The sequence below is a fragment of the Novosphingobium sp. genome, from assembly GCF_039595395.1.
Lineage (GTDB): Bacteria > Pseudomonadota > Alphaproteobacteria > Sphingomonadales > Sphingomonadaceae > Novosphingobium.
The window spans coordinates 599,782-619,635 of record NZ_JBCNLP010000001.1 but is presented as its reverse complement, the minus strand read 5'-3'; the positions used below and the strand labels follow the sequence as shown (position 1 = coordinate 619,635).

Annotated in this window: 18 protein-coding genes and 1 tRNA gene; 10 read left to right on the top strand and 9 right to left on the bottom strand. The window is 64.9% G+C overall.

Annotation, left to right across the window (positions count from 1 at the left end):
• Positions 1–24 precede the first annotated feature (24 nt).
• The 4 genes from ABDW49_RS02915 to ABDW49_RS02900 form a co-directional block, all read right to left on the bottom strand.
• Positions 25–2,142 (bottom strand): PBP1A family penicillin-binding protein, encoded by a 2,118-nt coding sequence (locus ABDW49_RS02915; protein ID WP_343609590.1) that lies wholly within the window; start codon positions 2,140–2,142, stop codon positions 25–27.
• A gap of 288 nt (positions 2,143–2,430) precedes the next feature.
• Positions 2,431–2,847: a peptide-methionine (R)-S-oxide reductase MsrB gene (gene msrB, locus ABDW49_RS02910; protein ID WP_343609588.1), complete on the bottom strand. Its 417-nt coding sequence runs from the start codon at positions 2,845–2,847 to the stop codon at positions 2,431–2,433.
• 85 nt (positions 2,848–2,932) lie between these two features.
• The gene (locus ABDW49_RS02905; RefSeq protein WP_343609586.1) at positions 2,933–3,802 is read right to left on the bottom strand and encodes a dienelactone hydrolase family protein; all 870 of its coding nucleotides are present in this window, start codon (positions 3,800–3,802) and stop codon (positions 2,933–2,935) included.
• A gap of 349 nt (positions 3,803–4,151) precedes the next feature.
• A complete protein-coding gene (locus tag ABDW49_RS02900; RefSeq protein WP_343614105.1) occupies positions 4,152–5,132 on the bottom strand; it encodes a nitronate monooxygenase in 981 nt (326 codons plus the stop codon).
• A 256-nt stretch (positions 5,133–5,388) separates the two neighbouring features.
• Here ABDW49_RS02900 and ABDW49_RS02895 point away from each other — a divergent pair, with 256 nt between their 5' ends.
• The 3 genes from ABDW49_RS02895 to ABDW49_RS02885 all read left to right on the top strand — a co-directional run bounded on the left by ABDW49_RS02895 (position 5,389) and on the right by ABDW49_RS02885 (position 7,437).
• Positions 5,389–5,787 (top strand): catalase, encoded by a 399-nt coding sequence (locus ABDW49_RS02895; protein WP_343609585.1) that lies wholly within the window; start codon positions 5,389–5,391, stop codon positions 5,785–5,787.
• Positions 5,709–6,929, top strand: coding sequence for a catalase (locus ABDW49_RS02890; RefSeq protein WP_343609583.1), 1,221 nt, complete (start codon positions 5,709–5,711; stop codon positions 6,927–6,929). The genes ABDW49_RS02895 and ABDW49_RS02890 overlap by 79 nt, the downstream gene beginning before the upstream one ends.
• A 247-nt stretch (positions 6,930–7,176) precedes the next feature.
• Positions 7,177–7,437, top strand: coding sequence for a hypothetical protein (locus ABDW49_RS02885; protein ID WP_343609582.1), 261 nt, complete (start codon positions 7,177–7,179; stop codon positions 7,435–7,437).
• Between the two features lie 150 nt (positions 7,438–7,587).
• Here ABDW49_RS02885 and ABDW49_RS02880 read toward each other — a convergent pair whose 3' ends face one another.
• Both ABDW49_RS02880 and ABDW49_RS02875 read right to left on the bottom strand, forming a co-directional pair.
• Positions 7,588–8,157 (bottom strand): hypothetical protein, encoded by a 570-nt coding sequence (locus ABDW49_RS02880; RefSeq protein WP_343609581.1) that lies wholly within the window; start codon positions 8,155–8,157, stop codon positions 7,588–7,590.
• 154 nt (positions 8,158–8,311) lie between these two features.
• Positions 8,312–9,550: an aspartate kinase gene (locus tag ABDW49_RS02875; RefSeq protein WP_343614103.1), complete on the bottom strand. Its 1,239-nt coding sequence runs from the start codon at positions 9,548–9,550 to the stop codon at positions 8,312–8,314.
• Between the two features lie 111 nt (positions 9,551–9,661).
• Here ABDW49_RS02875 and ubiG point away from each other — a divergent pair, with 111 nt between their 5' ends.
• Both ubiG and ABDW49_RS02865 read left to right on the top strand, forming a co-directional pair.
• Entirely contained in the window at positions 9,662–10,399 is a 738-nt protein-coding gene (gene ubiG / locus ABDW49_RS02870; protein WP_343609579.1) for a bifunctional 2-polyprenyl-6-hydroxyphenol methylase/3-demethylubiquinol 3-O-methyltransferase UbiG, read from the top strand.
• Positions 10,399–11,004, top strand: coding sequence for a hypothetical protein (locus ABDW49_RS02865; RefSeq protein WP_343609577.1), 606 nt, complete (start codon positions 10,399–10,401; stop codon positions 11,002–11,004). The genes ubiG and ABDW49_RS02865 overlap by 1 nt, the downstream gene beginning before the upstream one ends.
• Positions 11,005–11,144: 140 nt before the next feature.
• On the opposite strand, the gene ABDW49_RS02860 is transcribed toward ABDW49_RS02865, so the two are convergent.
• From ABDW49_RS02860 to ABDW49_RS02850, 3 genes are all read right to left on the bottom strand, one after another.
• Positions 11,145–11,492 carry an arsenate reductase gene (locus tag ABDW49_RS02860; RefSeq protein WP_343609576.1) on the bottom strand — a complete coding sequence of 116 codons (348 nt, stop codon included), beginning with the start codon at positions 11,490–11,492 and terminating at the stop codon, positions 11,145–11,147.
• A gap of 83 nt (positions 11,493–11,575) precedes the next feature.
• Positions 11,576–11,652 (bottom strand) — tRNA-Arg (locus tag ABDW49_RS02855).
• An 81-nt stretch (positions 11,653–11,733) separates the two neighbouring features.
• Positions 11,734–12,033 carry an antibiotic biosynthesis monooxygenase gene (locus ABDW49_RS02850; RefSeq protein ID WP_343609575.1) on the bottom strand — a complete coding sequence of 100 codons (300 nt, stop codon included), beginning with the start codon at positions 12,031–12,033 and terminating at the stop codon, positions 11,734–11,736.
• Between the two features lie 84 nt (positions 12,034–12,117).
• On the opposite strand from ABDW49_RS02850, the gene aroC reads away from it, so the two are divergent.
• From aroC to ABDW49_RS02825, 5 genes are all read left to right on the top strand, one after another.
• Positions 12,118–13,188, top strand: a complete 1,071-nt coding sequence (gene aroC, locus ABDW49_RS02845) for a chorismate synthase (RefSeq protein WP_343609573.1) — start codon at positions 12,118–12,120, stop codon at positions 13,186–13,188.
• Positions 13,189–13,587: 399 nt separating this feature from the next.
• Positions 13,588–14,151: an alkyl hydroperoxide reductase subunit C gene (gene ahpC / locus ABDW49_RS02840; protein WP_068090476.1), complete on the top strand. Its 564-nt coding sequence runs from the start codon at positions 13,588–13,590 to the stop codon at positions 14,149–14,151.
• Between the two features lie 264 nt (positions 14,152–14,415).
• Positions 14,416–16,005: an alkyl hydroperoxide reductase subunit F gene (gene ahpF, locus ABDW49_RS02835; protein ID WP_343609570.1), complete on the top strand. Its 1,590-nt coding sequence runs from the start codon at positions 14,416–14,418 to the stop codon at positions 16,003–16,005.
• A 326-nt stretch (positions 16,006–16,331) separates the two neighbouring features.
• The gene (locus ABDW49_RS02830; RefSeq protein ID WP_343609568.1) at positions 16,332–18,527 is read left to right on the top strand and encodes a TonB-dependent siderophore receptor; all 2,196 of its coding nucleotides are present in this window, start codon (positions 16,332–16,334) and stop codon (positions 18,525–18,527) included.
• A 23-nt stretch (positions 18,528–18,550) separates the two neighbouring features.
• Entirely contained in the window at positions 18,551–19,819 is a 1,269-nt protein-coding gene (locus ABDW49_RS02825; protein ID WP_343609566.1) for a PepSY-associated TM helix domain-containing protein, read from the top strand.
• The last annotated feature ends 35 nt before the right edge of the window (positions 19,820–19,854 follow it).

Here is a 19,854-nt window from a genome sequence, read left to right as displayed (position 1 = left end):
CGCACTTTCCCCCTTCAAACCCCTTTAATAAATCCCGAACCCAGGCTGAGCCGTCGGCTTCTTCTTGGGAGCCGCCGGCACCGGCTGTGGCTGCTGCACAAGCGGCGCCTCGGGCACGGGCTGCTGCTGGTCCGCATCCCCGGCGCCCGGCTGAGGCGACTGCTGCGGCGGCAGGGGCTGCCCGTTGGGGCCGACCAGATTGCCCTGATCGTCGGGCGAGAAATAGGCGTTGGGATCACCCATACCGGCCTGATCGTCGGGCTCGAGCTGCCATTCGGGCAGTTTCAGCTGGGTGTCGAAGGGCTCGGCGGGGCGACCGGCGACGGCGGTGCGCATATACTGCGCCCATGCCCGCGCCGGGGCGGTGCCGCCCTGCAGGCCGGGGACAGGGTGAGCATCGTCGCGGCCCATCCACACGCCGGTGGTGATCCCGCTGGAGAAGCCCATGAACCAGCCGTCCTTGTTCGAGGAGGTGGTGCCGGTCTTGCCCGCGACCGGGCGCCCGATCTGGGCCGCGCGGCCGGTGCCGATGTTGACGGCGGTCTGCATCAGGTCGGTCATCCCGGCGGCGACGAAGGGCGCGACCAGCGTCTGGCCCTGCGGCTGGGGATGCTGATAGAGCACCCGCCCGCTGGAGGTCACGACCTTGACGATGCCATAGGGCGTCACCGAGGAGCCATGCGCCTGTATTTCGGAGAAGGCGCGGGCCATCTCGATCAGGCGGACCTCGTTGGTGCCCAGCACCATCGAGGGGTTGGTGGCGATGGAGGTGGTGATGCCGAAGCGGCGCGCCATGGCCGCCACCTGATCGAAGCCCACCTTCTGGCCGAGCTGGGCAGCGACGGTGTTCTTGGAATAGGCGAAGGCGGTGCGGATATCGATCTGGCCGGCGTAGCGACCGGCGTCGTTATGCGGCGTCCAGCCGTCGATGGTGACGGGCTCGTCGTTGATCGGATCGTCCGGCTTCACGCCGGATTCCAGCGCGGCGAGGTACACGAACAGCTTCCACGCCGAACCGGGCTGGCGCATGGCCTGCGTGGCGCGGTTGTAGTTGCTGGTGACGTAATCGGTGCCGCCGACCATCGCCAGCACGCTGCCGTCGCGGTCCAGCGACACCAGCGCGCCCTGCGCGCCCTTGGGAGCGTTGGCGGCGACGGCGGCGGTGGCGGCGGACTGCATTTTCGGGTCGAGCGTGGTCCAGACTTCCACCGGCTCGGTGTTGTCGGTGCCGATCAGCGTGTCGAGCTGGGGCAGCGCCCAGTCGGTGAAGTAACGCACCGAGTTCTGCGCGGGCTCGGCGGCCATCTTCACCTTGTCGAGATGCACGGCGGCATGCTCGGACGGGGTGATCGATCCGGCATCCTCCATCACATCGAGCACCACGCTGGCGCGGTCGACGGCGGCCTGAGCGTCAGCGGTGGGCGAGTAATGGCTGGGGGCCTTCACAAGGCCCGCGATGATCGCGGCCTCGGGCAGGCTGAGCTGGGTGCCGGGGTGGTTGAAGAACTTGCGGCTGGCCGCATCCACGCCGTAAGCGCCGCCGCCGAAATAGACCTTGTTGAGGTAGAGTTCGAGGATCTGGTCCTTGGAGAACTTCCACTCCAGCGCCATGGCGATGAAGATCTCCTTGATCTTCCGGCTGAAGGTGCGGTCATTGTTGAGGAAGATGTTGCGCGCCAGCTGCTGCGTGATGGTCGAGGCGCCCTGACGGCGGTGGCCGCTCTTCACGTTGACGGCGGCCGAACGCATCATGCCGATGGGATCGATGCCGATATGGTCGCGGAAGCGGCGGTCCTCGGTGGAGACGATGGCGTCCTTCATCACCGAGGGAATACGGTCATAGTCCAGCCACTGGCCATAGGAGGGGCCGATGACGACCAGTTGCGATCCGTCGCGCGCGCGCACCAGAATCGTCTGGCCGTTCTGGCTGGATTTCAGCGCCTCGAGGCTGGGCAGGCTCTGGGCTTCGAAATAGACGATGCCAAAGACAAGCGAACATGCCAGCGCGCCCAGAGCGGCCAGCCACACCAAGATTTTCACCCAGATACTCCGTTTGGAACGCCCTGCTTTCGGGGAGCCTCCGCGAGGGGGGCCGTCACCTGAACCTTGTCCTGCCTGGCGCCGGATATCGCGTCTTGCCATTGCGTGAAATTACATCCCATCGGCGGACAGGCAGGGCGCGAGTCCGCAGCTTTCGCGCCCTACTAGGCTATCAAAGGGGCAAGGTTAACCCCTGCCCCCGCTAAATCTGCCAAAAACCGCCTGAACCTAGGCTTAGAGCCCGTTTGGAAAATGCGCAAAAGCGCATTTTCAGCGCGGTACCAGCCCTCTCCCCCGCCCGGCCACCCATCGGTCGTATCCTGTGGGTGGCCGGGCGGGGGAGTGGGCTGGTGCCGCAAATTCGGCTTCGCCGAATTTCCAAACAGTCTCTTAGCCCTTAACTTCGGGCTCAAAATCCAGCGCGGCGCTGTTGATGCAATAGCGCAGGCCCGTGGGTCCGGGGCCATCGGGGAAGACATGGCCCAGATGGCCGTCGCAGCGGGCGCAGCGCACTTCGGTGCGGACCATGCCGTGGCTGACATCGCGATATTCGGTGATCGCTTCCTCGGCCTGAGGCGCCGAATAGGCCGGCCAGCCGCAGCCCGAATTGAACTTGTCCTCCGAGGTGAAGAGCGGCGCCCCGCAGCCCGCGCAGACATACTCGCCCTCGGCAAAGAGGTGATCGTACTCGCCGGTGAAGGCGCGTTCCGTGCCCGCCTCGCGCAGCACATGGTACTGCATGGGGGTCAGCCGCTCACGCCACTGCGCATCGGTCAGCGTCTGGGGATCGGCGGGAAGATCGGACATCGCGGGGGAACTCCTTGGGAAGCCAGGCCCCCATATGGAAACGCCCCCGCCCGCCCGCAAGGGTGGAGCAGGGGCGCATCGGTCCTTACAGCTTGGCGAAGAGCGCGGTCATGCGGGTCCAGGCGCGCTCGGCCTCTTCTTTGTTGTAGCTGGGGGCGTCCAGCGTGGTCCAGCCGTGGTCGGCGTGGAAAACCTCCACCTCCGCCGGGCGGCCTGCGGCGGCGCAGGCCTTCTTCAGCGCATCCTTGTCACCGGGCGCGCGTGCATCGTCGTTCTGGGCGATGGCGAACAGGAAGCTGGCCTTCGTCTTGGGGATCAAAGCGATCACGCCATCGGGCTTGTCGTCCACCAGCCCGCCGCCATGCAGCGAGGCGCAGGCCTTCACGCGACCCGGCGCCACCGCCGCCGCGCGCACCGTATAGCTGCCCGTCATGCAGTGCCCCGCCGCGCCCAGCCCGCGCGTCTTGCTGACCGAGGGCTGCTTGTCGAGGAAGGCCACGAATGCGGCGGCATCCTTGGTGATCAGCGCCGGATTAAGCGCCGCGATGGCGGGCTTCAGCTTTTCCGCGCCAGCCGGGGTGCGCCACTCGGCCATCGTCGCCAGCAGAGGGGCTTTCGCCGTGCGGTAGTAGTGATTGACCACCAGCACGCTGTAGCCCTCACCCGCCAGCCGCTTGGCCCACAGCTTATAAGCGTCGCGCAGGCCCGCAATATCCGGCCAGACGATGATGCCGGGATGCGTGCCCGTAGCCGGGTGATAGAGGAAGCCATCGCACTGCCCATCGCCCGTGGGGATGCTGACCGCCTTCTCGACCACGCCCGCCGCCGCATAGGCCGGGCTCGCCGCGATGGTGGCAAGGCCCGCACCCGCCGCCAGACCCGCAAAATCGCGGCGCGAGACGCCCATGGCCTTCAGGGCCGCGTCTTCCTCCACAACGGTGAAATCATCGCACATGATTTGGACCTCCTGCTCATGCACCCCCTCTGTGCGCGGCGGAATGAAGCATATTGTGAAGGGTTCGGCTATTCAGGAATTTCAAGGGAGGGAAAGGAAGGTGCGAGGGGGTTACCCCCTCGCGCTCCCATGACGTCTTCCGACGAACTGGCAGTGGCACCGCTTCGTCGTGCCTCGGCTCTCCACCTGCGCAACGAAAAGGCGCCGCAGGCAGGAAGCCCCGGCGCCTTCTATCGTTTTCAAGCCTGCGGCGCTGCAAGCTGGGCGCAAGGCCGAACCCAAAGCACTGTCGCAGACATTAAAGGGAGCGCGAGGGCGACGGCCCTCGCACTTACCTCTTCAAACCTTCTTACCGCCCCTTGAGAGCCGCCTCACACTCACCCATCAACTGGGTGATAATGTCCAGGACAGGCTCTTCCTTGGTGACCATGCCCACCGACTGGCCCGCCATCAAAGAGCCGCTCTCCACATCGCCATCGATCACGGCGCGGCGCAGGGCACCGGCCCAGAAGCGCTCAATCATGAGCTGGGCTTCGTGCATGTCCACCTCGCCCGCGTCCAGCTTGGCGGCGACTTCGCGCTGCTTGGCGGTGAACTCCTCGGTGCCCTTGTTCTTCAGGGCGCGCACGGGGATCACCGGCAGGCGGGCATCGACCTGCACCGAAGGCATGGCGTCACGCGCATGACCACGGAAGAAGGCCTTCTTGAAATCGGGGTGAGCGATGCTCTCGGTGGCCGCGGCAAAGCGCGTGCCGAGCTGCACGCCCGAGGCGCCCATTTCCAGATAGGAGGCAATCGCCTCGCCGCGACCGATGCCGCCCGCCACGAACACGATGTTGTCGGCGGCCAGCTCGGGCAGGATTTCCTGAGCGAGGACGCTGGTCGAAACCGGGCCGATATGGCCGCCAGCCTCATGGCCCTCGATCACCAGAGCGTCGGCGCCGCTGCGCAGCAGCTTCTTGCCCAGCGCCAGCGTGGGGGCAAAGCAGATCACCTTGGCGCCGATCTCCTTGATGGCCTCAAGGCTGCCCTTGGGGGGCAGGCCGCCGGCCAGCACCACATGGGTCACCTTGTGCTTCGCGCAGACCTCGATCAGCTCGAAGAGCTTGGGGTGCATGGTGATGAGGTTCACACCGAAGGGCTTGCCCGTCAGTGCGGCGGTGGCGGCGATCTCCGCATCGAGCAGCTCGGGAGTCATGGCGCCGCAAGCGATCACGCCGAAGCCGCCAGCATTGCTGATGGCCGCAACGAGGTTGCGCTCCGAAACCCAGCTCATCGCCCCGCACAGAATGGCATGCTCGCTGCCCAGGAATGCGGCGCCCCGTGCCATCAGCGCCTTGGTCTTGTCCGTCACCAGTTTCTCATACCTTAAGGATTCTTGGGGGCCGCCTATAAAGCGGACGTAAGAAAACGGCAATCCGCCGTATATCGCCTGTGCTATACCCCGGTATGGCTCGGCAATATGGTCACAAATCCGTATTATCCAAGAGTTCGATCAGTGTGACATGCTTTACCGTTTTTGCGACACGCACATGCCGCGCTAGCAAGGCACGCATTCGGTCAGAAAGTTTTGAGGAGGCCCACCCATGTCCGATTCCGATACCCCCACCGGAAAATGCCCCGTTGCCCATGGCAGCGCCGCCCCCGGCACCACGCCGCTGACCACCGCCTTCGGCGCGCCGGTGGTGGACAACCAGAACGTCCAGACCGCCGGCCCGCGCGGCCCGCTGCTGCTGCAGGACGTGTGGCTGCTGGAGAAGCTGGCCCACTTCGACCGCGAAGTGATCCCCGAGCGCCGCATGCACGCCAAGGGCTCGGGCGCCTACGGCACCTTCACCGTCACGCACGACATCACCCCCTACACCCGCGCCAAGATCTTCTCGGCGAGGTCGGCAAGCAGACCGAGATGTTCGCGCGCTTCTCCACCGTGGCCGGCGAGCGCGGCGCGGCCGATGCCGAGCGCGACATCCGCGGCTTCGCGCTGAAGTTCTACACCGAGGAAGGCAACTGGGACCTGGTCGGCAACAACACCCCGGTGTTCTTCCTGCGCGACCCGCTGCAAGTTCCCCGACCTCAACCACGCGGTGAAGCGCGACCCGCGCACCAACCTGCGCAGCGCCACCAACAACTGGGATTTCTGGACCCTGCTGCCCGAGGCCCTGCATCAGGTGACCATCGTGATGAGCGACCGCGGCATCCCGGCGCCGCGTACCGCCACATGCATGGCTTCGGCAGCCACACCTACAGCTTCATCAATGCCGACAACGAGCGCTTCTGGGTCAAGTTCCACTTCAAGACCCAGCAGGGCATCGAGAACCTGACCAACGCCGAGGCCGCCGAAACGGTAGCGGGCGACCGCGAGAGCCACCAGCGCGACCTGTATGACGCCATCGAGCGCGGCGACTTCCCCCGCTGGAAGATGTTCGTGCAGATCATGCCCGAGAAGGAAGCGGCCACCTACCGCTTCCACCCCTTCGACCTGACCAAGGTCTGGCCCAAGGCGCAGTACCCGCTGATCGAGGTGGGCGAGTTCGAGCTGAACCGCAACCCCGACAACTACTTCGCCGAGGTCGAGCAGGCCGCCTTCGCGCCCAGCAACCTGGTGCCCGGCATCGGCTTCTCGCCGGACAAGATGCTGCAGGCGCGCCTGTTCGCCTACGCCGATGCGCAGCGCTACCGCCTGGGCGTGAACCACCACCAGATCCCGGTGAACGCCGCGCGCTGCCCGGTGCATTCGAACCACCGCGACGGTTATATGCGCGTCGATGGCAATTACGGCAGCACCATCCATTATCAGCCCAACAGCTTCCACCAGTGGGAATCGCAGAGCGACTATCGCGAGCCCCCCATGAAGATCGACGGCAACGCCGACTTCTGGGACTTTCGCGAGGATGACAGCGACTACTTCAGCCAGCCGCGCGCCCTGTTCCAGTTGATGACCCCCGCGCAGCAGCAGGTGCTCTTCGAGAACACCGCACGCGGCATGGGCGACGCGCCGGACTTCATCAAGGCGCGCCATATCGCCAACTGCCTGCGCTGCGACCCCGCCTATGGCGCGGGCGTGGCCAAGGCCCTGGGCCTGCCGGTGCCGAGTGAAGTGCCGACTGATCCTGAACTGGCGGACTGATCCACATAGCCCTGAGGGTCGCACAAGAGCCCGCCTCCGGATGGACCACCGGGGGCGGGTTTTTGGTTTTTGAGTTCAGGGAGGAAGGGAAGGTGCGAGGGTGTTACACCCTCGCGCTCCCATGAATGTCTACCGTGCGCCTCGGGTTCGGCGTTGCGCTGAATTGGCTGTGCCGCCTATGTTAGAATTGCCTGCGGCGCGGCAAAGACAGCGTTTTAAATGAAATCTGTCCCGCTGGAGAAAGCTGATGGAATGGTTGATCGCACTGGCCATCGCTTTGCCTTTGTGGCTTGCCCTGCCTTTCATCATTGCTCGTAGCAAACGCAAGCAGCGGGGCAAAAAGCATGGAGGCGGCTTTGGCTCTGCGCTGGACTCCAGCTTTGCCGTTTTTGATCCGGCAAAAGCCAGAGCCGTTCAGATGATCCAGGTCCGCCAGGAGATCGGCGATGCCGATGAAGGCAACCAGGGAGAACTTTTCGATCACGATAATGAGGGCAGCAAACCCTGATCCAGCCCTTTCGCCTCCCGCGAAGCGGCTTATAACATCAGCATCGCGCCCAACACCCAACGCTGAACCCGCAGCGCAAAGGCAGAAAAAAGGGATTGCAAAGGGCGATGGCCCTTTGCCCGCCGGAGGCATAATCCCCAAACCGAAACCTTAAGCCGGCCGCCCCGGATAACGACATCCCTTCGTCATCCCCACGCCCTTCAGGAACCCGCGCCGCGCCATGCCCGCCGCGATGGCCGCCTGCAGCTTGCGCTCTTCCGAGCTGGCGCCGGAGACCTCGCGGATAATCCCGCGGAAGGGGATGAACGAGCCCACCACCGTCTGCGCCACATGGCCCGCGCCAACATTGCGCTTCTTCGCCTTGCTGACGTCCACATCGTCGCCCAGCACGGCGTTGAGCTGCGACACCGCATTGGTGATCGCAGGGCAGCCCTTCATCCCGGCCATGCTGTAGGGATTCTGCTGGGCGCGCAGCAAAACCGCCGGAATCTCGCCCTTTTTCACATTGAGGTCGGTCAGCGGGGTTTCGGCCACCTGCTGGGCGTTGGGATCATCCTTGGTGACGGGCTTGGGCGCCTTGTCCGTCTTCTGGACAACGGGTTCGCTGGTGGTTTGCCGGGCGTTCGCGATCAGGCTCCCCCCCGTGACAGACACCAGCGCGCCCAGCGCCATGGCCGCCATGCGCAAGGACCGGGGATTGGAGGATTGCAGCTTCACCATCTGGAGCACCTTTCAAGCTGATATGAAAGCACTATGCCCGAGGGAGCGCCAAGTTCCACACCGCTCTCGCAGGGCACCCGGACGCAAAAACCCCTCGGCAAGCGAACTTGTGCCTGCCGAGGGGTTTTTAACAACGCCGAAACGTCAGAGCGCTTTAGCCGTCCAGACCGTAGGCGGTGTGCAGCAGACGCACGGCCAGCTCGACCTCGTCGGCGTCGATCACCACCGAGACCTTGATCTCGCTGGTGGAAATCGCCTGAATGTTGATCCCGCGATCGGCCAGCGACTTGAACATGGTGGCGGCCACGCCCGCGTGGCTGCGCATGCCCACGCCCACCACCGAGACCTTGGCCACCTTGGGGTCGGTCGTCAGCTTCTGATAGCCGATGACCTCGCGGTTGGCTTCCAGCACGGCCTGCGTGCGGTCCAGATCGGCCTGGGGCACGGTGAAGGTGACGTCGGTGTCGGTGTCCTCGCGGCCGACATTCTGGATGATCATGTCGACGTTGATGTTGGCCTCGGCCAGCGGCGTGAAGATGGTCGCCACGGCGCCCGGACGGTCCGGCACGGCGGTCAGGATGACCTTGGCTTCGTTCTTGTCGGCGGCGATGCCGGTGATCAGCTGGCGTTCCATGTCCAAACCTTCCAGTTCCTCGTCGGAAACAATCATGGTGCCCGGCAGCGTGTCTGCGGCGGGCGCGTTTTCATCGATAAAGGACGAGAGCACCTGCACCCGCACATTTTCTTTCATGGCGAGCGCGACGCAGCGCGTCTGCAAAACCTTGGAGCCGACGCTGGCCAGTTCCAGCATCTCCTCATAGGTGACGTTCTTGAGCTTGCGGGCCTTGGCCACAATGCGCGGATCGGTGGTGTAGACGCCGTCGACATCGGTGTAGATGTCGCAGCGGTCGGCCTTGATGCCAGCGGCCACGGCCACGGCGGAGGTGTCCGAACCGCCACGGCCCAGCGTGGTGATGCGCCCGCCTTCGGTCACGCCCTGGAAACCGGGGATGACAGCGATCTCGCCCGAAGCCATGCTGGCCAGCAGCGCTTCGGACTCGATGGTCTGGATGCGGGCCTTGGCATGGGCGTCGTCGGTCAGGATCGGCATCTGCCAGCCGAGCCACGAACGCGCCTTGCAGCCCATGGCCTGCAGCGTCATGGCCAGAAGGCCGCTGGTCACCTGCTCACCGCTGGCGACGACGACGTCGTATTCGGCCGGGTCGTAAAGCGCATGGGCCTCGCGGCTGAAGTTGACGAGACGGTCGGTCTCGCCCGCCATGGCCGAGACGACCACCGCCACCTCATGCCCGGCTTCCTGCTGGCGTTTGACGATGCCCGCCACGCGCCGAATACGCTCGGTCCCGGCCATGGAGGTGCCACCGAATTTCATCACGATGCGGGCCACAAACAGGCTCCCTATCAACTGGCTGGCGTAACTTGCCTTGAAGAAACATGCCGCCCCTGCTTGCCGGGAGCGGACGCGGCGCTTTAGAAAGGGATCATGAGCAACGCAACAGGCAACATTGATACAATTCGCAAGGCCGAGGCTGACCATTTCGGAAAGCTGGCGGCGGAATGGTGGAATCCAAAGGGTTCCTCGGCGATGCTTCACCGGCTCAATCCGGTGCGGCTGGGTTTTATCCGCGATTCCATCGATTCGCACTGGAAGGGTGATTCGCGCAGCGTGAAGCCCCTGGCAGGCAAGACGGCGCTCGATGTCGGCTGCGGCGCGGGCCTGCTGTGCGAGCCGCTGGCCCGCCTCGGCGCGGCGATGACCGGCGTGGATGCGGCGGCGGAAAACATCGCGGCGGCGCGCGAGCATGCGGCGGGCAGCGGCCTGCCGATCACCTATCACCATGGCGAATTGTCCTCGCTGGGGCTGCGCGGTTTCGATCTGGTCACCAGCATGGAGGTGATCGAGCATGTCGCCGACAAAGCCGCCTTTATCGCCGCTCTGGCCGAGACGCTGGCCGATGACGGGCTGATGATCCTCTCCACCCCCAACCGCACGGCGGCCTCGCGCCTGCTGCTGATCGAAGCGGCGGAGCGCATCGGCATGGTGCCGCGCGGCACGCATCACTGGGACGATTTCATCACTCCGCCCGAACTGGCGATCCTGCTGCAGGATGCCGGTTTTCAGGTGGGCCAGCCGATGGGCATCGCGTTCTCGCCGCTCAAAGGCCTGCATCTCTCGGATGATATGAGCCTGAACTATATCCTCACCGCGAAGCGCGGCTGATGCGGGCGGGCCTGCTGGCGGCACTGCTGGCGCTGGTCCCGGCTCCGGCGTCTTTGCTGGCGCCGTCTCCGGCGCTGGCGCAGGTCGGACCGGGCCCCGTCGCAGGCTGCGATACGCTGGAGAGCCCGGCGGGCAAGGCATGGGCTCAGGCGCAGGGCTGGCGCTATGCCGATCCGGCGCGGGCGGCGGCGGTGTTCCACGATCTGGCCGACAGCCCCTTGCCCTCGCCATGGCCCGATGGCCTGCCGCCCGAGGTGATGCTGCTGTCGGTGGGCACACGCTTCCAGATGGCCGTCGCCAAAGGTCAGGTGCTGCCCGATGGCTCACTGCGGCCCGGCGGCTGGGGCACCTTCCAGCGGGTCGATACGATGCGGCAGGCCCGCGATTCCCTCGCCATCCGCAGCGATTTCAAGGCCACGCTGGACTATGTGCTGACCTTCGAGGTCATCAAGCCCCTGCCCGCGCTGATCGGCACCACCGGCCCTCAGGTGGAGCCGGGCGACTGCCATCTGCTGCCCGGCGGCTCGCCCCAATTGCAGATGCTGGTGCTGCCCGCCGAGCGGATGCGTTACCTCAAGCTGATCGAGCAGCGGGCGCTGCAATAGGTTTGCAAACCGACGACAGCCGGATTTGCGGCATCAGCCCGCTTCCCCGGACCAGCCAACCATCGTGGTATGCTGTGGGCGGCTGGGCCGGGGGAGCGGGCTGGTGCCGCGCTGACAATGCGCCCTGGCGCATTGTCCAATCAGAAAATCCCGGCCCACTCGGGCTCCTTGAAGCCCACCGCGACGACCTTGCCGTCCTTCTCCACGATGGGGCGCTTGATGGCGCTGGGGTTGGCGGCCATGATCGCCACGGCCTTGGCCTCGTCCAGATCGGCCTTCTGATCCTCGGGCAGCTTCTTGAAGGTGGTGCCGGCGCGGTTCAGCACCTTTTCCCAGCCCACCGCCTGAGCCCAGCGCGCGATCTGCGCTTCATCGGCCCCGGCTTTCTTGTAATCGTGGAAGGCATAATCCACGCCCTTGGCCGTCAGCCAGGTACGGGCCTTTTTCACCGTGTCGCAATTGGGAATGCCATAGAGAATGATCGACACGGGGCTGCTCCTTTGCCTGCAATTGCGGCAAGCCCCTAGCGCAGACCAGCATCCGCGGCAAATCGTCAAAGCTGTCAGGAAAATGGCGCATCCAGCAGGATTCGAACCTGCGACCCCTGCCTTCGGAGGGCAGTACTCTATCCAGCTGAGCTATGGATGCTTGCGCTGGCCATGCGGTTAGCAGCGCTTGCCCGTGATTGCCAGTGCTTTTCATCAGCCTGTGGGCAAATCACGACCCACCTTAGGGAAAGCGCCGCACCCGCGCATCGTCGGCCGCATACATCGTGAACTCGGCGTAATAGTCGTCGCGTCCGCGCGCCTGCGCCTCAAGATGCTCCGGATGACGCGCCCAGGCCTTGGCCGCCTGCGTGCTCTCCCAGACCGAGATCGTCACCGTCTCGCCATCGGGGGCGGCAAAGCTCTTGTAATCGACGAAGCCCGGCTGAGCCTGCGCCAGTTCGCCCATGCGCGCGGCATCCTCGGCATAGGCTTCGGCATCATACCCATCGCGCTTACGGCTGCGGAAGACATTCATATACATGGCCGCCACCCTATCGCCCGCGCAGCTTTATTCCAAGCCCGCGACGGTGGACTTTTGCGAACAACGGCGCCAAAGGCAAACCCCATGAGCTGGAACACCTTTGGCCGCATCTTCCGATTCACCACCTGGGGCGAGAGCCACGGGCCTGCCCTTGGCGCCGTGGTCGATGGCTGCCCTCCGGGTCTGGCGATCGACGAGAGCATGATCCAGCCCTTCCTCGACGCCCGCCGCCCCGGCCAGAGCAAGTTCACCACCCAGCGGCAGGAGCCCGATCAGGTGCGCATCCTCTCGGGCGTGTTCGAGGGCAAGACCACCGGCACCCCGATCAGCCTGATGATCGAGAACACCGATCAGCGCTCCAAGGATTATTCCGAGGTCGCCAAATCCTATCGCCCCGGCCACGCCGATTACACCTATGACGCCAAATATGGCTTCCGCGACTATCGCGGCGGCGGGCGCTCATCGGCGCGCGAGACGGCGGCGCGCGTGGCCGCCGGCGGCGTGGCGCGTCTGGCGATCCCAGAGGTGACGATCCTGGCCTATGTCTCGGAAATCGGCGGCGATGCCATCGATCCGGCCAATTTCGACGCCGACCAGATCCGCGCCAACCCGTTCTTCTGCCCTGACGCAGCCGCCGCGCAGCGCTGGGAAAAGATCGTGGATGACGCGCGCAAGGCCGGTTCCTCGGTGGGCGCGGTGGTGGAATGCACGGCCACCGGCGTGCCTGCCGGTTGGGGCGCGCCGATCTATGCCAAGCTGGATTCCGACCTCGCCGCCGCGATGATGACCATCAACGCCACCAAGGGCGTGGAAATCGGCGACGGTTTCGCCGCCGCCCGCCTGACCGGTGAGCAGAACGCCGACCCCATGTACCCCGGCAATGAAGGCCCGCGTTTCTCCGCCAACCATGCGGGCGGGATCGCGGGCGGCATCTCCACCGGCCAGCCGGTGGTGGTGCGCGTCGCTTTCAAGCCGACCAGCAGCATTCTGACCCCGATGCCCACCATCACCCGCGAGGGCGAGGCCACAGAACTCTTCACCAAGGGCCGTCACGACCCCTGCGTCGGCATTCGCGGTGTACCTGTTGTCGAGGCGATGATGGCTCTGGTGCTGGCCGATCACAAGTTGCTGCATCGCGGGCAGACAGGGCGGTAAGAAAAGAAAGATGCGAGGGGGTTACCCCCTCGCGCTCCCGGAACGTCTTCCGGCGAGACGGTAGTGGCACCGAAGCGAAACGCCTCATCTCTCCACCTGCGCCGTAGGCAGGTATGCCCTGAACGGCACGCTGTGCTGGCGATTTGAAAGCCTGCGGCGCCATGAATCCGTGCCGAACCGATAGGTTACGCGCAACGTGGACATTAAAGGGAGCGCGAGGGCGATGGCCCTCGCATTCTCCTTCCTGTCATACTACCATCACATAATCGCCTCGTCCGATTAGAACCACTGATCGGCAATCCTGTTCTGATTAATCGGGAATGCCCACTTCGCATCTGCGGTGTGAGCCCCTATCTCGCCTTCAAGCAGTTCAACACCAAACGACCAAGGAGTTACCCCATGTCGCTTATCGGCTATTCGATTCAGCCCTTCACCGCCACGGCCTACAAGGAAGGCGCTTTCGTTGACGTCACCGATGCCGACATCAAGGGCAAGTGGTCTGTCTTCTTCTTCTACCCCGCCGACTTCACCTTCGTGTGCCCCACCGAGCTGGAAGACCTCCAGAACGAGTATGCCACGCTGAAGGGCATGGGCGTGGAAGTGTATGGCGTGTCGACCGACACCCACTTCAGCCACAAGGCCTGGGCCGACACCTCGCCCGCCATCGGCACCATCCAGTACTATCTGGTCGGCGACCAGAACCATGACCTGACCAAGCAGTTCGGCAACCTGCGCGAAGGCGTTGGCCTGGCCGACCGCGGCACCTTCGTCACCGACCCCGAGGGCGTGGTGCAGCTGGTCGAAGTGACCCCCGAGGGCGTGGGCCGCAACGCCGCCGAGCTGGTGCGCAAGATCAAGGCCGCCAAGTACTGGCAGGAGCACCCCGGCCAGGTGTGCCCCGCCAAGTGGGAAGAAGGTTCGGAAACGCTGGCTCCGTCGATCGATCTGGTCGGCAAGATCTAAGTTTTCGAAGTTAAAAAGGGTCAGTGCGAGGGGATTATCCCCTCGCGCTCCCGATACGTCTCCCGATGCGAAGGCAGATTGTGCGGCGCCGCTGCGCCCGATCTCACCGCCGGAGGCACGACACATATTGCACATCAGGGCGTTCGGAACGCGACGACGCCCCATTCATTCCCCTCTCGCCGGAAGACGTTCCGGGGGTGCAGGGGGTGTAACACCCCCTGCTTTTAACACTTTACCCCCTTATTCATTCCGAAGGACCAGACTATGCTCGACGCCGCCCTGACCGCCCAGCTCAAGCAATACCTCGCCATGCTGCGCGAGCCGATCGAGCTTGTCGCCACGGTGGGCGACGATGCCAAGTCGGCCCAGACCCGCGAGTTGCTCAACGAAATCGCTGCTCTGTCGGACAAGGTCACGGCCAGCTTCGATGGCGAGGATGCCCGCGTGCCCTCCTTCAGCATCACCCGCGCCTCGGCCCGCCATGCCACGGTGCGCTTCGCCGGTATCCCCATGGGCCACGAATTCACCTCGCTGGTGCTGGCCCTGCTGCAGGTCGGCGGCCACCCCTCCAAGCTCGACGCGGACGTGATCGAGCAGGTCAAGGGCATCGAGGGCACCTTCGAGTTCGAAACCTACTTCTCGCTGTCCTGCCAGAACTGCCCGGACGTGGTCCAGGCGCTGAACCTGATGGCCGTGCTCAACCCGAACATCCGTCACGTCGCCATCGACGGCGCGCTGTTCCAGGATGAGGTCGAGGCGCGCCAGATCATGTCGGTGCCGAGCATCTACCTGAACGGCGAAGTGTTCGGCCAGGGCCGCATGGGCGTGGAAGAAATCCTCGCCAAGATCGACACCGGCGCCGCCGCCCGCGACGCCGAGAAGCTGACCGCCCGCAAGGACGCCTTCGACGTGCTGGTGGTCGGCGGTGGCCCGGCCGGCGCCGCGGCGGCGATCTACGCCGCGCGCAAGGGCATCCGCACCGGCGTCGCCGCCGAGCGCTTCGGCGGCCAGGTGCTGGACACCATGGCCATCGAGAACTTCATCTCGGTGCAGGAGACCGAAGGCCCGAAGCTGGCCAGGGCGCTGGAAGAGCACGTCAAGGACTACGACGTCGACATCATGAACCTGCAGCGCGCCGACAAGCTGGTTCCGGCGAAGAACGCCGGCGAGTTGCACGAGGTGCAGCTGGAGAGCGGCGGCACCCTCAAGGCCAAGACCCTGATCCTCGCCACCGGCGCCCGCTGGCGCGAAATGAACGTGCCCGGCGAGCAGGAATACAAGGCCAAGGGCGTGGCCTACTGCCCGCACTGCGACGGCCCGCTGTTCAAGGGCAAGCGCGTGGCGGTGATCGGCGGCGGCAACTCCGGCGTCGAGGCGGCCATCGACCTGGCCGGCATCGTCGCCCATGTGACCCTGCTGGAGTTCGACAGCAAGCTGCGCGCCGATGCCGTGCTGCAACGCAAGCTCTACAGCCTGCCGAACGTCGAGGTGATCACCAGCGCCCTGACCAGCGAAGTGAAGGGCGACGGCCAGAAGGTCACCGGCCTGGTCTACAAGGACCGCAACTCCGAGGAGTTCAAGTCGATCGAGCTGGAAGGCATCTTCGTGCAGATCGGCCTGCTGCCCAACACCGAGTGGCTCAAGGGCACCGTCGAGCTGTCGCCGCGTGGCGAGATCATCGTCGACGCCCGTGGCGAGACCTCGCTGCCCGGCGTCTTCGCCGCCGGCGACGTGACCACGGTGCCGTACAAGCAGATCGTGATCGCGGTGGGCGAAGGCGCCAAGGCTTCGCTGTCGGCCTTCGACCACCTGATCCGGACCTCCGCGCCGGAGAAGGTGACCGAAAACGCCTGATCCCCTCCGGATCAACGCTTTAACAAGGTCCGAAACCGGGGGTGGCAACGCCCCCGGTTTTCGTTTGTCCGGCCTCTGCCTGCGCCCTTCGGTGTTGCGCAGGGGCCACTATCGCTATGGCACATCCACAAAAAGAGCGAATCACTCGCAACAATCACTTGCAGTTGCGAGGCGCTCGCATTAGCGGGTGCGGCGATCGGTTTCCCCCGCCGAACGACAGACTCACAATGGTCGCTGCCCCTCCTGCCATCCCGCGATGGCGGGAACGGAGGCTGCCGTTTCCCTCCCTTCGGGCGCAGGTCGCGCGCCCTTTAAGGATTTGCCGCATGTTTCCCCGTCCTCTGAACCGCCGCCTTCTGACCTGTGCCACGCTGGCGCTCGCCACGGCTCTGGCCGCTCCCGCCTTTGCGGCGGATGCTGCAGCCGCCGCTGCCGACGCCAACGCCGATGACAACACCATCACGGTGACCGGTACTCTGGGTGACAAGGCGGTCTCGGCGGGCAGCAAGAGCAGCCTGCCGATCGCGGAAACCCCGCAGTCGATCAGCGTGATCAGCCGCGAGGACATCGACCGTCTGGGCGTGGCCAACCTCAATCAGGCGCTGCGCTATGTGGCGGGCATCACGCCCGAAACGCGCGGCGCGGGCGCCGAGCAGTACGACCAGTTCAAGCTGCGCGGTTTCGATGCCCCAGTCTATCTCGATGGGCTGAAGCAGTTTTCCAGCAGCAGCGGCTATGCCATGCCTCAGGTTGACATGTCGCGCCTTGAGAGCATCGAGGTGGTCAAGGGCCCGGCCTCGGCGCTCTATGGTCAGTCGAGCCCCGGCGGTCTGGTCGCCATGACCAGCAAGCTGCCGCTCGACAAACAGTTCTATGGTTCGGCGGCAGCGACCTATGGCACTTACAACCTGTACCGCGTCGATGCCGATGTGGGCGGCAAGCTGAGCGACGCCATCGGCGTGCGCCTCTCAGGCAGCGTCAATGGCGCCGACACCCAGCAATATTACGGCAGCCGTGCGCGTCAGGTGATCAACGGCGCGGTCACCGCCAAGATCGACGACAGAACCTCGCTGACGGTGCTGGCGGCCTATTCGCATGATCCCAAGAACGGCAATTACAGCGGCCAGCCTGCTTCGGGCACGCTGTTCTACAATGTGAACGGCAAGGTTTCCACGCGCTATGCCGATGGCGAGCCCGGCGGCTTCTACCGCCGCGAGCAGGTGGCCACCACCTATATCCTCAACCATGATTTCGGCAGCGGCTGGAAGTTCCGCTCCTCGGGTCGTTACCAGCAGGTGACGACGAGTCTGGGCTCGATCTATGAAACCGGCATGCAGACCGGCCTGACGAACCTCAGCCAGCAGACCACCTCCACGCGCGGCAGCTATGCCACGCATGAGACGCTGAACAACTGGACCTTCGACAATCAGCTGACCGGGCGCATCAAGACCGGCCCGATCACCCATGACATCCTGCTGGGCGTCGATCGCCAGACCGCCCATTCCTATGAGCTGGCCGCTTTCGGCTCGGCCAATGACATCAGCATCTTCAACCCGGTCTATGGCACCCAGCCCGTGCCGCAGAGCGCGGAGCAGATCGGATCGGCCTTTGAAACCCGGATCAGCTTCGGCCAGACCGGCCTCTATGGGCAGGACACGATCAGCTATGGCGGGTTGCGCGTGGTGCTGAGCGGCCGTCAGGACTGGGCCGCAAGCTGGACCCCCGGCACTGTCCAGAAGGACAGCAAGTTCACGGGCCGCGCCGGTGTGCTCTACAAGACCAGCTTCGGTCTGGCGCCCTATGCCAGCTATTCGACCTCTTTCGAGCCGCAGGCCACGGTGCTGAACGCCGCCACCGGCGTGCTGGCCAAGCCCTCGATGGGCAAGCAGGTGGAAGCGGGTGTGAAGTTCCAGCCCAATGGCTCGCCGATCCTGATCACCGCCGCATGGTTCCACATCGAGCAGACCAATCTGGTCACGACCAATCCGGCCACCCAGATTTCCACGCAGAGCGGCAAGGTGCGTTCGGAAGGCTTTGAAATCGAGGCCAGCGCCCCGCTGCCCGGCGGCTTCAACCTGCATGGCGCCTACAGCCATCAGCGCGTCCGCACCGTCTCGGATCAGGATCCGCAGAATGTCGGCACCGGCCTGATCGGTGCGGGCGACGGCAATCTGTCCGTCAACCTCGACTGGACGGCCAAGAGCGGCGCGCTCAAGAGCCTGAACCTGGGCGCGGGTGTGCGCCATGTCAGCCGGACCTATGGCGGCCTGTTCGACACCACGCTGACCGGCAACAACATCCGTCAGTATTATGTGCCGGCCTACACCGTCTTCGATGCGATGCTGCATTACGACCTGTCGAACCTCGACACGCGGATGAAGGGCATGACGCTGAGCGTCAATGTCACCAATCTGTTCGACAAGAAGTATCTGACCAGCTGCTATCTCTATCCGCAGTCCACCGCATGGTGCTGGTATGGCCAGCGCCGTACCGCTCAGGGTACGCTGGCGTGGAAGTTCTGAGTCCAACGGAGTAGCCGACCGGTATGAGCCCCCTCACCCGTCCGTTCTGGGTGTTGATCCATCGCTGGGCAGGGCTGACTCTGGCCCTGTTTCTGGCGATGGCCGGGCTGACCGGCACCTTCCTGGCCTGGGAAGATGATCTGGAGGCGCTGACCGCGCCGCACTGGCTGCGCGCTTCGCCTCCGGTCGCGGGCGCGCCGATGCTGGATGCCGCCGCGCTGGCCGTGGCGGCACAGGCGCGCCATCCGGAGATGAGCGTCAGCTATCTGCCGCTGAGCGTCGAGCCGGGCAAGACGCTGCGCCTGCGGGTGTTCTGGAAAGAGCCCGCGAAGGCGCCAAACTGGGACGAGCTTTTCATCGATCCCTACACCGGGGCTGAACTGGGCCATCGCCGCTGGGGCGATATCTCGCAGGGCATCGGCAACCTGCTGCCGATGATCTACCGCCTGCATGAGAACCTGCTGGTCGAGGGCAAGGGCACGCTGATCATGGGGATCGCGGCGCTGGTCTGGGCCATCGACTGCCTTGTCGGTTTCTACCTGACCCTGCCGATCCGGCAAAAGGGGCCGGTGGCGGTCGGCAAAAAGGCCAAGGGCTGGTGGCAACGCTGGCAGCCATCATGGCTGGTGAGGCGCACAGGCTCCTCCTACAAGCTCAATTTCGATCTGCATCGCGCGGGGGGCCTGTGGGTCTGGCCCGCGCTGCTGGTTTTCGCGCTCTCCAGCGTGTCGTTCAACCTGCCGATGATCTATGGCCCGGTGACGAAGGCGCTGGGCGCAACCGATGATACCGCCCTCTACGCGCCGCTACCCCAGCCGCGCCCGCTGCCAAAGCTCGATGTGGTGAAGGCCCATGCCGTGGGCGAGGCGCTGGCCCGGCAGGAGGCCGCTAAAGCGCATGACAGCTTCGATGCCGCTCGCCTGCAGTGGCTTTACTACATGCCCGCCACCGGGGCCTATATGTATGGCTTCACCACCAGCGGCGATGTGCCCGATGCGGGCGGCGCCTCGCGCCTGATCTTCGATGGCGATACGGGCGCTCTGAAAAACGTGGCGCTGGCAAGCAAGGTGCCCGCCGCCAACCGCTTTACCGACTGGATCGTCTCGCTGCATATGGCCAGCGTGTGGGGTGTGGCGTGGAAGATCGTCACCAGCCTGATCGGCATCATGGTGACGATGCTGAGCATCACCGGCGTGGTGATCTGGATGAAGAAGCGCTCGGCCCGCGCCTTTCACCGCCATCGCGGAGACAAGCCTGCCGTGGTCACCCGGCCAGTCCGCAAGGCAGCCTGACCGGGCGTATTTTGGCGGGGGTGCCATGATGCTAT

Excerpts from the sequence above, each read along its gene's own strand:
- ABDW49_RS02850 (WP_343609575.1), bottom strand. The coding sequence starts at position 12,033 with ATGTATATGAATGTCTTCCGCAGCCGTAAGCGCGATGGGTATGATGCC.
- ABDW49_RS02830 (WP_343609568.1), top strand. The coding sequence starts at position 16,332 with ATGTTTCCCCGTCCTCTGAACCGCCGCCTTCTGACCTGTGCCACGCTG.
- ABDW49_RS02880 (WP_343609581.1), bottom strand. The coding sequence starts at position 8,157 with ATGGTGAAGCTGCAATCCTCCAATCCCCGGTCCTTGCGCATGGCGGCC.
- ABDW49_RS02900 (WP_343614105.1), bottom strand. The coding sequence starts at position 5,132 with ATGGCACGGGGCGCCGCATTCCTGGGCAGCGAGCATGCCATTCTGTGC.
- ahpC (WP_068090476.1), top strand. The coding sequence starts at position 13,588 with ATGTCGCTTATCGGCTATTCGATTCAGCCCTTCACCGCCACGGCCTAC.
- ABDW49_RS02885 (WP_343609582.1), top strand. The coding sequence starts at position 7,177 with ATGGAATGGTTGATCGCACTGGCCATCGCTTTGCCTTTGTGGCTTGCC.
- ahpF (WP_343609570.1), top strand. The coding sequence starts at position 14,416 with ATGCTCGACGCCGCCCTGACCGCCCAGCTCAAGCAATACCTCGCCATG.
- msrB (WP_343609588.1), bottom strand. The coding sequence starts at position 2,847 with ATGTCCGATCTTCCCGCCGATCCCCAGACGCTGACCGATGCGCAGTGG.
- ABDW49_RS02905 (WP_343609586.1), bottom strand. The coding sequence starts at position 3,802 with ATGTGCGATGATTTCACCGTTGTGGAGGAAGACGCGGCCCTGAAGGCC.
- ubiG (WP_343609579.1), top strand. The coding sequence starts at position 9,662 with ATGAGCAACGCAACAGGCAACATTGATACAATTCGCAAGGCCGAGGCT.
- ABDW49_RS02890 (WP_343609583.1), top strand. The coding sequence starts at position 5,709 with ATGTTCGCGCGCTTCTCCACCGTGGCCGGCGAGCGCGGCGCGGCCGAT.
- ABDW49_RS02825 (WP_343609566.1), top strand. The coding sequence starts at position 18,551 with ATGAGCCCCCTCACCCGTCCGTTCTGGGTGTTGATCCATCGCTGGGCA.
- ABDW49_RS02895 (WP_343609585.1), top strand. The coding sequence starts at position 5,389 with ATGTCCGATTCCGATACCCCCACCGGAAAATGCCCCGTTGCCCATGGC.
- ABDW49_RS02865 (WP_343609577.1), top strand. The coding sequence starts at position 10,399 with ATGCGGGCGGGCCTGCTGGCGGCACTGCTGGCGCTGGTCCCGGCTCCG.
- ABDW49_RS02915 (WP_343609590.1), bottom strand. The coding sequence starts at position 2,142 with ATGGCAAGACGCGATATCCGGCGCCAGGCAGGACAAGGTTCAGGTGAC.
- ABDW49_RS02875 (WP_343614103.1), bottom strand. The coding sequence starts at position 9,550 with ATGAAATTCGGTGGCACCTCCATGGCCGGGACCGAGCGTATTCGGCGC.
- aroC (WP_343609573.1), top strand. The coding sequence starts at position 12,118 with ATGAGCTGGAACACCTTTGGCCGCATCTTCCGATTCACCACCTGGGGC.